The 14149-nt window shown below is 63.0% G+C and carries 13 protein-coding genes; 9 read left to right on the plus strand and 4 right to left on the minus strand.

Annotation, left to right across the window (positions count from 1 at the left end):
• Positions 1-20: 20 nt before the first annotated feature.
• Both NE591_RS06365 and NE591_RS06370 read right to left on the minus strand, forming a co-directional pair.
• Positions 21-1685: an FAD-dependent oxidoreductase gene (locus tag NE591_RS06365; RefSeq protein ID WP_161127327.1), complete on the minus strand. Its 1665-nt coding sequence runs from the start codon at positions 1683-1685 to the stop codon at positions 21-23.
• Positions 1686-1826: 141 nt separating this feature from the next.
• Positions 1827-2459 carry a cytochrome c3 family protein gene (locus NE591_RS06370; RefSeq protein WP_114539972.1) on the minus strand — a complete coding sequence of 211 codons (633 nt, stop codon included), beginning with the start codon at positions 2457-2459 and terminating at the stop codon, positions 1827-1829.
• A 272-nt stretch (positions 2460-2731) separates the two neighbouring features.
• Here NE591_RS06370 and NE591_RS06375 point away from each other — a divergent pair, with 272 nt between their 5' ends.
• The 8 genes from NE591_RS06375 to rplW all read left to right on the plus strand — a co-directional run bounded on the left by NE591_RS06375 (position 2732) and on the right by rplW (position 9567).
• Positions 2732-4228, plus strand: coding sequence for a response regulator transcription factor (locus NE591_RS06375; RefSeq protein WP_223900934.1), 1497 nt, complete (start codon positions 2732-2734; stop codon positions 4226-4228).
• A gap of 324 nt (positions 4229-4552) precedes the next feature.
• Positions 4553-4924 (plus strand): 30S ribosomal protein S12, encoded by a 372-nt coding sequence (gene rpsL, locus NE591_RS06380; RefSeq protein ID WP_022740353.1) that lies wholly within the window; start codon positions 4553-4555, stop codon positions 4922-4924.
• A 107-nt stretch (positions 4925-5031) separates the two neighbouring features.
• The gene (gene rpsG, locus NE591_RS06385; RefSeq protein ID WP_022740352.1) at positions 5032-5502 is read left to right on the plus strand and encodes a 30S ribosomal protein S7; all 471 of its coding nucleotides are present in this window, start codon (positions 5032-5034) and stop codon (positions 5500-5502) included.
• 15 nt (positions 5503-5517) lie between these two features.
• The gene (gene fusA / locus NE591_RS06390; protein WP_256156485.1) at positions 5518-7635 is read left to right on the plus strand and encodes an elongation factor G; all 2118 of its coding nucleotides are present in this window, start codon (positions 5518-5520) and stop codon (positions 7633-7635) included.
• A 40-nt stretch (positions 7636-7675) separates the two neighbouring features.
• Entirely contained in the window at positions 7676-7984 is a 309-nt protein-coding gene (rpsJ, locus tag NE591_RS06395; protein ID WP_016309237.1) for a 30S ribosomal protein S10, read from the plus strand.
• Positions 7985-7998: 14 nt separating this feature from the next.
• On the plus strand, positions 7999-8619 hold the full coding sequence (gene rplC, locus NE591_RS06400; RefSeq protein WP_256156486.1) for a 50S ribosomal protein L3: 621 nt from the start codon (positions 7999-8001) through the stop codon (positions 8617-8619).
• Positions 8620-8653: 34 nt separating this feature from the next.
• Positions 8654-9280 carry a 50S ribosomal protein L4 gene (gene rplD / locus NE591_RS06405; protein ID WP_114539968.1) on the plus strand — a complete coding sequence of 209 codons (627 nt, stop codon included), beginning with the start codon at positions 8654-8656 and terminating at the stop codon, positions 9278-9280.
• Positions 9280-9567, plus strand: coding sequence for a 50S ribosomal protein L23 (gene rplW, locus NE591_RS06410; protein WP_022740348.1), 288 nt, complete (start codon positions 9280-9282; stop codon positions 9565-9567). Before rplD ends, rplW begins: the two co-directional genes overlap by 1 nt.
• A gap of 554 nt (positions 9568-10121) precedes the next feature.
• Here rplW and NE591_RS06415 read toward each other — a convergent pair.
• Entirely contained in the window at positions 10122-10616 is a 495-nt protein-coding gene (locus NE591_RS06415; protein ID WP_256156487.1) for a hypothetical protein, read from the minus strand.
• A gap of 19 nt (positions 10617-10635) precedes the next feature.
• The gene (locus tag NE591_RS06420; protein ID WP_256156489.1) at positions 10636-12222 is read right to left on the minus strand and encodes a molybdopterin-dependent oxidoreductase; all 1587 of its coding nucleotides are present in this window, start codon (positions 12220-12222) and stop codon (positions 10636-10638) included.
• Between the two features lie 326 nt (positions 12223-12548).
• Between NE591_RS06420 and NE591_RS06425 the strand changes: the two genes are divergently transcribed.
• Entirely contained in the window at positions 12549-14144 is a 1596-nt protein-coding gene (locus tag NE591_RS06425) for a helix-turn-helix transcriptional regulator (protein ID WP_256156513.1), read from the plus strand.
• The last annotated feature ends 5 nt before the right edge of the window (positions 14145-14149 follow it).

The following is a 14149-nucleotide window of genomic DNA, read 5'->3' on the forward strand; positions in this document are numbered from 1 at the left end:
TCATCGGCGCCAGGCCGGGTCTAGGCCTCGGTTGCGGCATCCCAGGGTTCGAGGGCGGCGGCATTGCGGCCGGCGATACGGCCGACGCACCAGTTCTCGGAGCCATTGCCGCCGGTGATGGCGTAAGTGTGGCCATTCATGTTGCCGAACGAGCCGGCGGAGTACAGGCGCGGAATCGGGTTGCCGCTCGGATCGACGATGTTGGCGTTCTCGTTGCGGCGAGCACCGCCGATGGTATTGCAGATGCCCGGGTACAGCGGAATGGCGTAGAACGGACCGGTCTCGACCTTTGCCAGCTGCTGGCGGCCGAAGTCCTCGTCAGCGCCCTTGTCGCACAGCTCGTTCCAGCGGGCAACGGAGGCCTTCAGCTTCTCAGCGTCCATCTTGTCGTCCCATTTGCTGGCGGCGATGTTGGCGGCCAGCTCGTCCAGGGTGGCGCCGGTGGTAATCCAGCCACGCTCGAGCTCCCATTTGTTGTCGGCAGACCATCCGGCCCAGCCACCGAGTTCGGGATCGAGACCCTCGGTCATGTAGCCGATGCCCATGCCACCGTTCTCGGTGGCCGCGCCGCCGACCATGCCGCCCCAGGAGCCGCCGTCGAAGGAGGTCTGATCGAAGATGTACCAAGAGGGGATACGGTCGAAATCGCAGATCTCCTCATCGAAATTGGCGTAGGGCTTCCAGCCACCATGGGGGCTGAAGATTTCCTCGTTACCCCAGCGTTCGCCTAGGCGAGATACTTTGATGTAATTGGGCGTGGGGCTCTGCACGGAAACGCCCCCGGGCACGATCTCCGGATCGTCGAACCAGGCGTCGTCGCCGCCACAGACCTGCTGCATGTGCCACAGGTCGGCACCCACCTTCTGGGCCATGGTGATGCCGTCGCCGGTGTTGTACTTCCAGCCGTAGAAGCCGCGCATCGGGTAGCACTTCAGATACTTGGCCTGCAGCTCCTCGTTGAATTCGAAGCCGCCAGTGCACAGGATGACGCCCTTGGAGGCCTTCACGGCCTTGGGGGTCTCGTCGGTTCCCATGAGGGTGTAGCAGCCGACGATCTCCTTGGTGACGGGGTTCTGGATGAGCTCCTCGTCGTGGCATTCGAACAGCACCTCGATGCCGCGGTCGGCGCGATGTTGGTCCATGGCCTCGAAGAAGCCCGCGCCGTAGCCGTCGCCGGAACCGACGTACATCTCCTCGTAGCCAGTGAAGATGTTGTACTCGGCACGGGGGCTATCGCCCAGGGTGTACTCGAGGCCGTACTCGTCGGCGTAGTCGGGGTTTTGCACGGCTTCCTCGGCCCAGGCCTGGCAGACCTCCATAGGTGTCTGCCCATGGAAGGCCTCGAAAGCAAACTGAGCGGCCGCGTCGGCATCGTGGGGGGCAGTCCACTGACCCATGTTGATAGACGAGGACCCGCCTCCGCGGAACGGCGATTTCTCCAGATAGAGCACTTGAGCGCCCTCGTCGAAGGCGGTGATGCCGGCCCACAGGCCCGCTCCGCCGTAGCCGATCACCAAAACGTCGGTCTCGTAGTCCCAGGTCTCGGGCATCCACTCGGGGGTGCTGCCAGTCTCAGAGAGCGCAGCGTCGTTGTTGGCGCACCCGGCCAGGGCGGCGGCGCCGGCAGCGCCGGCGGCAGCCAGGGCGGAGCCCTTCAAAAAAGAGCGGCGAGATACTTCCTCCATGTTTTCCTCCTTAATAAGGCTTGCTATGTCATCCGCCGGAGTGCGGATGATGCTGAGATGGGAATGGCCGCACTCGGGCCCCGTAGGGGGAGGGATTGACGGGGTCCGGGCGGAACCGGAGTCAATTAAATGCGCCGGGCCTTACTCGTGGCAGGTGTTGCACTCGTAGACGTCCATGTGGTGGCAGCCCTTGCATGCCTTCTTTGCCGTGTCCTCGATGGTGTCGTCGGAATGCATGCTGTGACAGCTGCCGCAGTCGATGGTCGTATGATCTTCGTTCTCGGGCAGGGCGTGGGGGTTCACTACCGTGCCGTTGGCGTCGGTGAGGATGGCGCAGGCTTCAGTCTTGGCGGCCAGGTCCTCCTGGCTGCCGTGGCAACCGCTGCTGAAGCAGGCGGTGGTATCGATGGTGGTCTTTTTCAGCCGTTTGGGCGTCTTGTCGCCGAACTGCACGCCATCGTGGGCGGTCGCCAGGCTGTCGATGTCGCTATGGCAGGTGGTGCACTCCTGCGTCGCATGGTTAGATGCGGGCATCGTCGCGTCGCCGAGCGAGTCGCCCTCGGTGCTGTGGCAGGTGGTGCAGTCGGCATCTGCGGAGAACGCGAAGTCCCCTGTCATTGCGGCGTTCTCGTCGGCTTCAGCCTGTGAGCCGCTGCCCGTTTCGCTGAGATCTGCCGTTTTCGGGGCGCAGCCGACAGTGCCCAGGGACATAAGTGCGATGACACCCGCGACAGCGGAGGCAAGAACGATCTTGCGCAGGGATACGTGAGCCATGCTCCTCTCCTTCCAAGTGGCTCCGGCGGCTCTCTCGTCGTCCCGCCGGATTGAATTCGATGGGCGGCATTGTGCGTCCTCGTCGCCGAAATGCCATCATCCAAAGCCGATGCTTCGCGGGAGGAGACAGATTATTTTGCTGCCAAGCCATCATCTGAAAAGGATGAAAGACCAGGTGGGATAAGGGATGACGAAGGACAGATTGTGGGTGGTTCTCGGCCTTGCCCTTGCTATACTGCCCTTGACCGCACATCGATACGGGAGGGTCGGCGATGGTAGGAATTACGAAGGACGATGGCGCGCTACCGTCTCGGGGGCTAGGAGGGGCTTCCGAGAAGAGCGGGCTTTTGGTGGTTCTCGGGTATATTGGCGCCCAAACGTGGCTTCCCATTGTCGGCGTGGTAGCCGATATGTATCGCGGGGGCGATCTGGCGCTGTCGGGGCTGAACCCCCTTCTCTTTTCTTATCTTGTTGTTTTGGGGACGACGGCGTGCGCAGCGTCTTTCGCGCGTTGGAGGGACGAATGGTCTCGAGGCGTCTTCGGGGCGTTTGCGGGCGCGTTGGCTGCCATCGCCGGCGCAGCGCTTCTGCTCGTTCCCGAACGGGGCGCCTCTGTGGCAGTTGCGGTTCTACGCGTCGTGTCCGGCGCGCTGCTCGGCTTGGGCGGCGGTTTGCTCACCATGGTATGGAGCGAACGCTTTGGACGGCTGGATGCTCCGGCGCGCTCCCGGGTTTCGTTTCTCGTCGTACTCGCTGCCTGCCTGCTGGCGGCCTTCGCTCAGTCCATAGGCATCCACTGGTTGCTGCTTGCAGTGGTCGCCGTGTTCTCGGCGGTGTCCAGCGCCTTGTTCATGGTGTCGGCGTCTCGCGGTGAGGCTCCTGCTAAAACCTCTTCGCCAGTGACGCATCTGCAGGGGGCTTTTGTTCGCATTATCGCGTCCTATGGCCTGTTCGGCCTTGTCTTCGCCCTGATGATCACGCAGTTTCTCATTGCGCGTCACGGTCACGCCCTGTCGTGGACGTGGCTTTTGAGCCTTTCGGGCGTCGTTATCTCCCTCGTGGTCGAGGTTGTGGCAAAGGCGCTGCTCAAACAGGGATTCAGCTGGCTGCTCCTTCTGCGCTTTGCGGCCATACCGATACTTGTGGCTTTTTACCCCTTCGATGCCGGAAGCGAGTTCTCCCTGCGCTTTGCCATGGGGGCCTCGGCGGTGGCTCTGTGGGTGTACCTTTCCTTGGTGGTGGGAGTCGCGGCGGAGGCGGCCGGGCAGATTCGCGTACCTTTTGCTATCGTGTGGGGTGTGGCTCTGGGCGCGCTTGCCCTGGGCGCGGCTTTGGGGTCGAGTTTGGCGCTTATGATGGAGAGCCTCGATCTCCAGGGCCACGTGAGCGTGACGGCCATCGCGGCCATGGTGCTTGCTGTTATCGCGTCGGATGTGGTGTTGACGCGCGGAAGTTTGGCACGGGCCTACAAGAGGGCCGTAACTGCCGCAGGGGGCAAAGAGGCGGAGTCTGCTGACGGCGGTACGCCTTTCGATGAGCGGGTCGCGGCCGTGGCTGAGGTCTACGCGCTGACTGAGCGAGAGGCAGAGGTTCTGGGCATTCTGGCGCGCGGGCATGGGCTGGGTCGCGTTCAGGAGGTGCTTTTCATTGCCGAGGGAACCGCCATTACTCATCGTCGGCACATTTATCAGAAGCTCGATGTCCATTCCAAGGCCGAGCTCATCGATCTCGTCTCCGGCTTCGGAGATGATGGGATAGATGACGATTGAAGTTGGTTTAGATGACCGAGGGCGCTGGCCTTCATCGGTCGGGAGGGCCGACCAAGGTCGGCCCCTACGGGAAAAGCGCGTCAGTCCTCGTCGGCCTCTACGAGAAAGCGTGCCAGTCCTTGTCGGTCGGAAGTGCGTGGGGCTTCCTTGCCTGCACTTCCTGCGATTATGGACAAATTGTGCCGCTCGCCGGAGGGGATGGATACGCCCGGGTGCGTGGCGTTTGACACACAGCGGAAACCCTCGTAATATACCCCCTCGCGCCTCACAGAGGCGCTTGTTTTGTGCAGTGCAAGCCCGTGGAAAAAGGAAAGGAAAAGAGTCTTGCCTACAATTAACCAGCTGGTCCGCAAGGGCCGCAAGAAGACGGTCGACAAGTCGAAGACCCCGGCGCTCAAGGGCAACCCGCAGAAGCGCGGCGTGTGCACCCGCGTGTACACCACGACCCCCAAGAAGCCGAACTCCGCTCTTCGCAAGGTCTGCCGTGTGCGTCTCGTCAACGGTATGGAGGTCACGGCCTACATTCCCGGCGAGGGCCACAACCTCCAGGAGCACTCCATGGTGCTCATCCGCGGCGGCCGTGTAAAGGACCTTCCCGGTGTCCGTTACAAGGTCATCCGCGCGGCGCTCGACTGCGCTGCGGTGGACAACCGCAAGCAGGCCCGCAGCCGCTACGGCGCCAAGCGCCCGAAATAACGTTCGTTAAGCCGCGCGGGCCGGTAGAGTCTGGGTAAGGAGCCCCACCGACCTAATGGACGCCGAACCGGTGCCCCGAAGCGCGCAGAAGCAAAAGGAGTAACTACATGCCGCGTCGTGCAGCAGCAGTCCGCCGCGAAACGCAGCCGGACGCAAAGTTCAACAACCGTCTCGTCACGCAGCTCATCAACAAGGTTCTGCTTGACGGCAAGAAGTCCATCGCCGAGAACATCGTCTACGGCGCCTTCGACCTGGTCCAGGAGAAGACCGGCGAGGATCCGCTGACCGTGTTCAAGAAGGCCATGGACAACGTCCGCCCCACCCTCGAGTGCAAGCCGAAGCGCGTGGGCGGCGCCACTTACCAGGTGCCGATGGAAGTCAACTCCCGTCGTGCCACCACATTGGCGATCCGCTGGATCGTCGACTTCTCCCGCAAGCGCAAGGAGCACACCATGCGCGAGCGTCTCGCCAACGAGATCATCGACGCCTCCAACAACACGGGCGCCGCTGTGAAGAAGCGCGAGGACATGTACAAGATGGCCGAGGCTAACCGTGCGTTCTCGCACTATCGCTTCTAGGGCTGGTGAAGATACATGGCTAAAATCGATCTGAAGGATACGCGCAACATCGGCATCATGGCCCACATCGATGCAGGCAAGACCACCACGACCGAACGCATCCTCTACTACACGGGCAAGACTCATAAGATCGGCGAGGTGCACGACGGCGCTGCCACCATGGACTGGATGGTCCAGGAGCAGGAGCGCGGCGTGACCATCACCGCCGCAGCCACCACCTGCTTTTGGAAGTACCCCGGCGGCGCATCCGACGGCAAGGAATACCGCTTCCAGATCATCGACACCCCCGGCCACGTGGACTTCACGGCCGAGGTAGAGCGCTCCCTGCGCGTGCTCGACGGCACCGTCGCCGTATTCGATGCCGTTGCCGGCGTGCAGCCGCAGTCCGAGACGGTGTGGCGCCAGGCCGAGCGTTACGGCGTGCCCCGCATCGCCTTCATCAACAAGTACGACCGCGTGGGTGCCGACTTCTTCCATGCCATCCAGACCATGCGCGACCGTCTGGATGCGAAGGCCGTGGCCGCCCAGATTCCCATGGGTGCCGAGGATAACTTCTGGGGTATCGTTGACCTGGTGACCATGACCGCTTGGGACTTCAAAGCCGACGACAAGGGCATGACTTACCCCGAGCCCATGGCCGAGATCCCGGCCGAGTTCAAGGAAGATGCCGAGCTGTACCACCAGGAGCTGCTTGAGGCCGCCGCCGACTGCGACGACGAGCTGATGGAGAAGGTCCTCATGGAGGAGGAGATCTCCGTCGACGAGCTGAAGGCCGCCATCCGCAAGGGTGTTATCGCCTGCCAGATCAACCCCGTGTTCGTGGGCTCCGCCTACAAGAACAAGGGTGTGCAGGAGCTGCTGGACGCCGTGGTCGACTACATGCCCTCCCCGGTGGACATCCCGCCGATCAAGGGTACCAACCCTGACACCGGCGAGGAAGAGGAGCGTCCGGCCGATCCGAAGGCTCCGTTCGCTTCGCTGGCCTTCAAGATCATGACCGACCCCTACGTGGGCAAGCTCACCTACCTGCGTGTGTACTCCGGCCATCTGGACGCCGGCAGCTACGTGCTGAACGCCACGAAGGGCAAGAAGGAGCGCATCGGCCGTCTGCTGCAGATGCACTCCAACCAGCGCGTCGACATCGACGCCGTGTCCGCTGGCGACATCGTTGCTGTTGTGGGTCTGAAAGACACCTCCACCGGTGACTCCCTGTGCGCCGAGGACGCTCCCGTCATCCTGGAGTCCATGGAGTTCGCCGATCCGGTTATCGACATCGCCGTGGAGCCCAAGACCAAGGCCGAGCAGGACAAGATGGCCATCGCCCTGCAGAAGCTGGCCGAGGAGGACCCGACCTTCCGCGTGTCCACCAACCATGAGACCGGCCAGACCATCATCGCCGGCATGGGCGAGCTGCACCTGGAGATCATCGTCGACCGCCTGCTGCGCGAGTTTAAGGTGGAAGCTAACGTGGGTAAGCCCCAGGTTGCCTACCGCGAGCGTCCGGGCCACGAGGTGCTGAATGCCGAGGGCAAGTTCGTGCGTCAGTCCGGTGGTCGCGGCCAGTATGGTCATGCCGTCATCAACATGTACCCTCAGGAGCCGGGCAAGGGCTACGAGTTCGTCAACAAGATCGTCGGCGGCGTGGTGCCCAAGGAGTACATCCCCTCCATCGACAAGGGCATCCAGGAGGCGCTGAACTCCGGCGTTCTGGCTGGCTACCCGGTCGAGGACGTGAAGGTCGAGCTGATCGACGGTTCCTACCACGACGTGGACTCCTCCGAGGCCGCCTTCAAGGTGGCCGGTTCCATGGCCATCAAGGACGCCCTGCGCAAGTCCAACCCGGTCATCCTGGAGCCCGTCATGGCTGTCGAGGTTGAGACGCCCGAGGAGTACACCGGCTTCGTCATGGGTGACATTCCGTCCCGTCGTGGCCTCATCCAGGGCCAGGAGCAGCGTGGCAGCGCCGTGGTCATCGAGGCCAAGGTGCCGCTGGGCAACATGTTCGGTTACGCGACCGACCTGCGTTCCGGTACGCAGGGCCGCGCCGTGTACACCATGCAGATGGACTCCTACGAGCCCGTGCCCAAGTCCGTGCAGGACGAGATCATCAGCAAGGCCGGCGGCAACGCCTAGTCGGGCGTCCGTGAGAAACTTCTATTTGGAGGTAATGTAAGTGGCAAGTCAGAAGATTCGCATCCGCCTCAAGGGATACGATCATGAGATCGTGGATCAGTCCACGCGCCTCATCGTCGATACCGCCCAGAAGACGGGTGCCAAGGTTTCCGGTCCTATTCCGTTGCCGACGGAGCGCAACCTGTACTGCGTCATCCGCGGGCCCCATGTGAACAAGGACTCCCGCGAGCAGTTCGAGATGCGCACCCACAAGCGCCTGATCGACATCCTGGAGCCGACCCCGAACACGGTCGATTCCCTGATGCGTCTCGATCTGCCTGCTGGCGTTGACATCGAGATCAAGCTGTAAAGGAGGTTTGGGACATGATTAACGCTATCTACGGCAAGAAGATCGGCATGACCCAGATCTTCGACGACGAGGACCGCATCGTCCCGGTCACCGTCATCCAGGCCGAGCCGAACACCGTGTGCCAGGTGAAGACCGTGGACACTGACGGCTACGAGGCCGTGCAGATGGGCTTCGGCTACATCAAGCCCCGCCGCGTGAACAAGCCCATGCAGGGCCACTTCGACGCCCAGGGCGCCGAGCCGAAGCGCTACCTGCGCGAGGTTCGCGTCGAGAACGCCGGCGAGTACAAGGTGGGCGACGAGCAGACCGTCGCGGCCTTCGCCGACGTGAAGAAGGTCGACGTGACCGGCACGTCCAAGGGCAAGGGCTTCGCCGGCGTCATGAAGCGCTACGGCTTCGCCGGCGGCCCGGGCGGCCACGGCGCGCACTTCCATCGCGCCCCCGGTTCCGTGGGCCAGTGCGCCACGCCGTCCCGCGTGTTCAAGGGCCTGCGCCTGCCTGGCCACATGGGCTGCGACACCGTCACCGTGAAGAACCTCGAGGTTGTTCGCATCGACGAGGAGCAGAACCTCATCCTGGTCAAGGGTGCGGTGCCCGGCGGCAAGAACGGCATCGTCCGCGTCCGCATGGCTTAATTGGAACGATCGGTAACAAGGAGTTACAGCAACTATGGCAACTATTGAGATTAAGGACGTGAAGGGCGCTGCCGCCGGCACGGTCGAGCTTTCCGACGCCGTGTTCGCCATCGAGCCGAACGTGCCTGTGATGCATCGCACCGTGAAGGCGCAGCAGGCATCCTGGCGCCAGGGCACCGCCAACACGCGCACCCGCGGCATGGTTCGCGGCGGCGGCAAGAAGCCGTGGCGTCAGAAGGGCACCGGCCGTGCCCGTCAGGGTACCATTCGCGCTCCCCAGTGGGTCGGCGGCGGTACCGTGTTCGGCCCCCACACCCGCAGCTACGACCAGAAGGTCAACAAGAAGGAGATCAAGCTGGCTATGCGCTCGGCTCTCTCCGCCAAGCTGGCCGACGGCGAGCTGTTCATTGTGAAGGACATGGACTTCGAGAAGCCCTGCACCAAGGACGCCGTGGCGCTCATCAAGGCGCTGGGTCTCGAGGGCAAGCGCATCTGCGTGGTCATCGGCAACGAGGACATCGAGGCTTTCCTGTCTTTCCGCAACATCCCCGAGGTGAACATTCTGCCGGTGGGCGATATCAACACCTACGAGCTGGTCGACAACAAGGCCCTCGTTATCGCCGAGCCGTGCCTGGCCCGCATTGAGGAGGTGCTTGCATAATGGAGAAGGATCCCCGCGACGTCATCATCCGCCCCGTCATCACGGAGCACAGCTACGACGCTATGGAGAACAACGTCTACACCTTCGAGGTGGCCAAGGACGCCAACAAGGTTGAGATTCGCCAGGCTATCGAGGCTATCTTCAACGTGAAGGTGGTCAAGGTGAACACCCTGAACGTGAAGTCGAAGCCGAAGCGCGTTCGCTACCAGGAGGGTCGCACCCGCACCTGGAAGAAGGCCATGGTCACCCTGGCCGAGGGCGAGACCATCGAGATCTTCGCTTCCTAGCTTCAAGCGCTCATCGCGCCAAGGGCCGATAGCCCGAGAAACCAAGGCCGGCTCCCGCAAGGGGCCGGCCTTTTTGCTGCAATTGCGGCTTGATCTGCTTCAACGGGACTGGCCTGTGAGCTCACTGGAAGCACTTCGATTTCTCGCTAGCTTTGGCATGGCTGCATGCAAGGAGGCTTCTGAAAGCAGAGGAGGCCTTGGATGCAAAAAGCACTAATTTCGGAAATAGATGGAAGTTTCGAGCGCCGAGAGCGCTGGATTCGGAAATAGATGCGAGTTTCGAGCACGAAAGAGCTGCATTGTGCCTAAAATGACGCTCTAAACTCGTAACTGTTTCCGGGGAGGGTCGCTTCAGCGCTCTAAACTCCCATCTATTTCCGAAAGATGCTGCTTTGCCGCTCAAAATTCCTGTCTATTTCCGGGGGCGGTGTCTCAAGAGTCTGAGAACCAAGGGGATATGAGAAAGGCCCCGCAAACACGAGGGCTTGCGAGGCCGATGAGGTTTCCGCATCCAGGGTGTCGCGGGCGATGGCCTGGATGCGGGCGATGACGGCCTAGGCGCAGGCCATCTGAACGAGGGTTTCCAGAGAGACGCCCTCGACCTCGGCGTTGGCGATGGCGCCGCCGCCGGCAACGTTGGTAGCGCAGGAGCAGGCCATCACGTAGGAGGTCGCTTCCTCCTCGCCGGCCAGCTCGTCCACGGTGGTCGTGAACGAGGCGTTGGGGCCCGCCACGGTGACGGCCGCGGCCTTGACGGCCTCGCAGCCGTACGTGGGCAGCGACGCGCACAGCGTGGCGGCCGCCTTGCAGAAAACGCCGCTTATCTCGGCGTTGGAGGACACGGCGTCCTGCGTGTAGCTAAAGGTTCCCTCCACGGCGCGCGCCGGGGCCTCGGTGTCTGCGGCGTCTGCGGCAGCCAGGGTGGTCGCAGATGCCGGAGCGGCTGCCGCAGGCTCGATGGTAGCGGCCTGGGCTACGCCGGCGCCTCCGGAGATGAGGGCCACCGCGCTCATCACGCCGCCGATGGTCTTAACAGTCTGAGATTTCATGGAATGTCACCGTCCCTTTCTATTCCTCGACGTTCACGAACAGCGTGACGGGCTTCTTCATCTGGACGCCGTTCACGTCCGTGGCCTGCAGCTTCACCTGGTACTTGCCCGCCTTGCTCGGCGTCCAATCCAGGGAATAGGTGACCCACTGGAACGGATCGAAGTCGGTGACCTGATCGGCGATCTTCACGTCTTGCCAGGTCTTGCCCATGTCGAAGCTGAAGTTGACGCTGGCCAGGTCTCCCACGACGCGGTTCCAACTATACACGGCACCGGTCAGGGTCACCGGCTCGCCCACCTTGGCGGTGATGCCGTCCTCCTGGAACCACATGCCGTTGATGGGGTAGCTCGGGGAGGGCTCGTCGGATTCGGCCATCATGGGGCCCTCGAAGTAGGTCTCGTCCTGGGTGAAGTCGATGGACTGGATGTGCTTCACCTGGCGGGCACCCGGGTTGCCGAGCGTTACGAGCGTCATGGGAGCGCCGTCGTCGTCAGTCAGGTCCTCGCCGTAGTACTTCAGGGCGATATAGGCGTTCTCGGTGTAGGTGCTCGCCTCGAGGTTCATGGGCGGGAAGGCCTTCCAGCCGTCGGCGGCGGTGGCGTTCACGGCGTTCACGCCGTCGGCCAGGCCGCCGCACTGCTCGATGAGGTAGGCCACCGACACGCCGGACATGGGGATGTTGGACACGAGCGAGCCGCCGCGGCCGTTGGTGGCGCAGGCGAGCGCCATGGTGAACTCGGTCTGGGGCATGGCAAGAAGTTCGGCCTTCGTGAACGAGCGGGGGTTCTTCACGCCGGTGAGGCTTACGGTGTTCTCCTCGCTGCACACGGCATCGAAGCTGAAGGGCTCGCCGTTCTTCTCGGTGACCTCGGGGCCCCAGTTGTTCACGATGAACACGTCGTCGTGATCAGTGACGGCCTGGTCGAGCTTGACATCGGTGGCGGGCGCCTCGTCCTGGGTCATGCCGTTCACAAATCCGCCGAAGAAGCCGCGGGAGTCGACCCAAGCCTGCTCCATCTCGTTGCCGTCGATGTTCGGGTAGCCGCCCAGCGCCGGCTCATCGTAGAAGTCGTCCCACAGCACCAGCTGATAGTCGCCCTGGCCGCCGGCGGAGTTCATGGCATGGCAGCTCCAGCAGTTGCCGTTGGCCTCTTGGAAGACCTTGCTGCCATAGTGGGCCGCATGGATGAGGTCGCCCAGATACGGGCCGGTGAGCGCCGTATGGCCGCGATGGCACGGCTCGCAGTCCTGGTAGGTGAGGGCCTTGTCGTAGCCCACGTGGGTCAGGATGTGCTTGTAGCCGTCCTTCATGTTCATGACATCCCACAGATCCTCGTGGCACGCATTGCAGCCGCGGTTGCCCGCGTTCAGCATGTCGGTGGTGCTGAAGGTGTCGTTGAAGTTCCCAGAGGTCCTATCAGTGAAGTCCGGGTACATTGACGGCGCGGCCTCCTCCGTCGCCTCCGCATCTCCGCCCGTCGCGGCCATGCTCGTGGTGGCTTGGGGCGCGCACCCCCACAGCGCGAGCGCCAGGGCTGCTACGGCCGCCATCACGGCTACGGCCACGAGCAAGCGGGACGTGCCCTTGCTTTCTTGTGCCTTCATCCTCTTCTCCTTCCTTTCCGGTGAAGATGTTTGCCTTTCGCCGATCGGGGCGCATCAAGGGAGGCGTGGTGCGCCCCAGCCGGCAAGCGTCACTTTAAATGCGGGCGGCCGATTGAAAATCAGCAATGTTTGTTGAGGTTGGTCAGCCATCTCAACAACTCTTGTTGATTTCAGGGAAATGCCAGATGATATGATTGAGTCGGCTGAATAGCGCTCGGCGAGGCGCCTCGAGGGTCGCAAGAGGTTGCGTCGGCGATGGCGGCCCGCGGGCGCTTCGTGTTGCGCTGGAAAGAGAGAACCGGTTGCGAGGGGTGGGGTTGAGGAACGTGGATGAGGCAGGGAAGACGACGGCCCGCGCGCTGAGGACATTCGAGGGGGCGCCGAAGGGCTATTGGTGGATCGTCGGGGCGCTCGTGGCGCTGGCGTCGGCCGCCATGCTTCTGCACGAATCGGGAAGCTGGATGCTCGATCTCGCGCCGCTGTGGGGCGCGTCGGTCAACATCCGCGCCTTCTCCTGCGACGCCCATTCGCTCGGACTCGTCTTCGGCTATGCGGTAACGCAGATCAATGGACGGAAGTTCGCCCGCCTGGTCGGCGACGGCCTGTTCTGGCTCATCTTCTTCATCGCGCAAGTGGGCAACGTCCTTCTGTTCTATGGCTGTCTTACGGTGCTGGACGCGCCCTTCGCCATCGTTGCCGTGCAGTTTGTTGGCGCCGCCTCGGGGGCATGGTTTTTCGTGGCCGCCAGCCAGGTGGCGTGCATGGTCGGCCCCGCGCTGTTCATGGGCACCATCGTGGCCGTGGTGTCGCTGACCACCCTCATCGTCCAGGGCCTGTTCAGCATGCTGGAGGCCACCTCGCCTCTGCTGGTCTCAGAGCTTCTGCATCTGGGGCTGGTGGTGGCAGCGGGGCTGTGCCTCGTGAAGGCCATGGCGCCGGGCTCCTGCTTTCCCGAGAGCTACCGTCGCTCGTTTGCGCCCATTCGCACCCGCGAGGACGGAGGAGGGGAGACGACGGAAGAAAAAGGGGGAAGTGCTTCCAGCGACCGACGGCCGGATGACCTCGCGCCCTCGCGCCGACGGGCGCCCCTGTGCGTCCGACTCTTCGTCATCGTCGGCTCCTACGGTATAGTGTTCGGCTTTCTCCACGTCATTCCGCTGGCGCTGCCCTTGGGCGTCGTGGCGCGGGTGGCCTCGTTTCTGGTGGGGGCTGTCGTCGCGCTTGCGCTCTTCATCGTTACGCTCCGTCGCGGGCGCCCCGTGGACGTGTCGCTCATTTGGAACCGCTTCTACCGCTTCGTGTTCCCCGTGGTCTGTGTGGCGGCGCTCTTGGGTCCTCTCACCAACAGCAGCGAGTTTCTGCCGGCTCTTATCATGCAGGCCTGCGCCCTCTACTACTTCGATGCGCTGCTCGCCATGGCCTGCTCGGTCATCGGCCAGGCCATTAACGCCGCTCCGTCCCAGGTGTTCGGACGGGCCTTCCTCATTCGATCGATCGGCTTTCTGCTCGGCAATCTCGTCGGCAGCACGGTGTACGAGCGCGTAGTGCTGGATGCCGCGGCCTTCTCCGTCATCGGCACGGCGGTGTTCGTCCTGCTTGTGCTCGTCACCTTCAACATGAACTCGGAGAAGTACGCCAAGACGGTTTGGGGCCTTCTGCCCCACGAGGATCCGCGCGGCCGCTACGAGCGCACCCGCGATGAGCGCTGCGCGGCTCTGGCGGATCAGTTCGGCCTGACCGAGCGCGAGGCCGAGGCGCTGCGCCTGCTCGCCCGCAACAAGCGTCCCCGCGAGATCAGCGACGTGCTGGTGGTGTCGGTGGCCACGGTGCGCTCGCACGTTCATGCCATTTACACGAAGACGGGCGTGCACTCGGCCGCCGAGCTGGTGAAGCTTGTAGAATGTCCCCAGGACAAAAACTAGAGAAG

This window comes from Adlercreutzia sp. DFI.6.23 (assembly GCF_024462535.1).
GTDB lineage: Bacteria > Actinomycetota > Coriobacteriia > Coriobacteriales > Eggerthellaceae > Adlercreutzia > Adlercreutzia rubneri.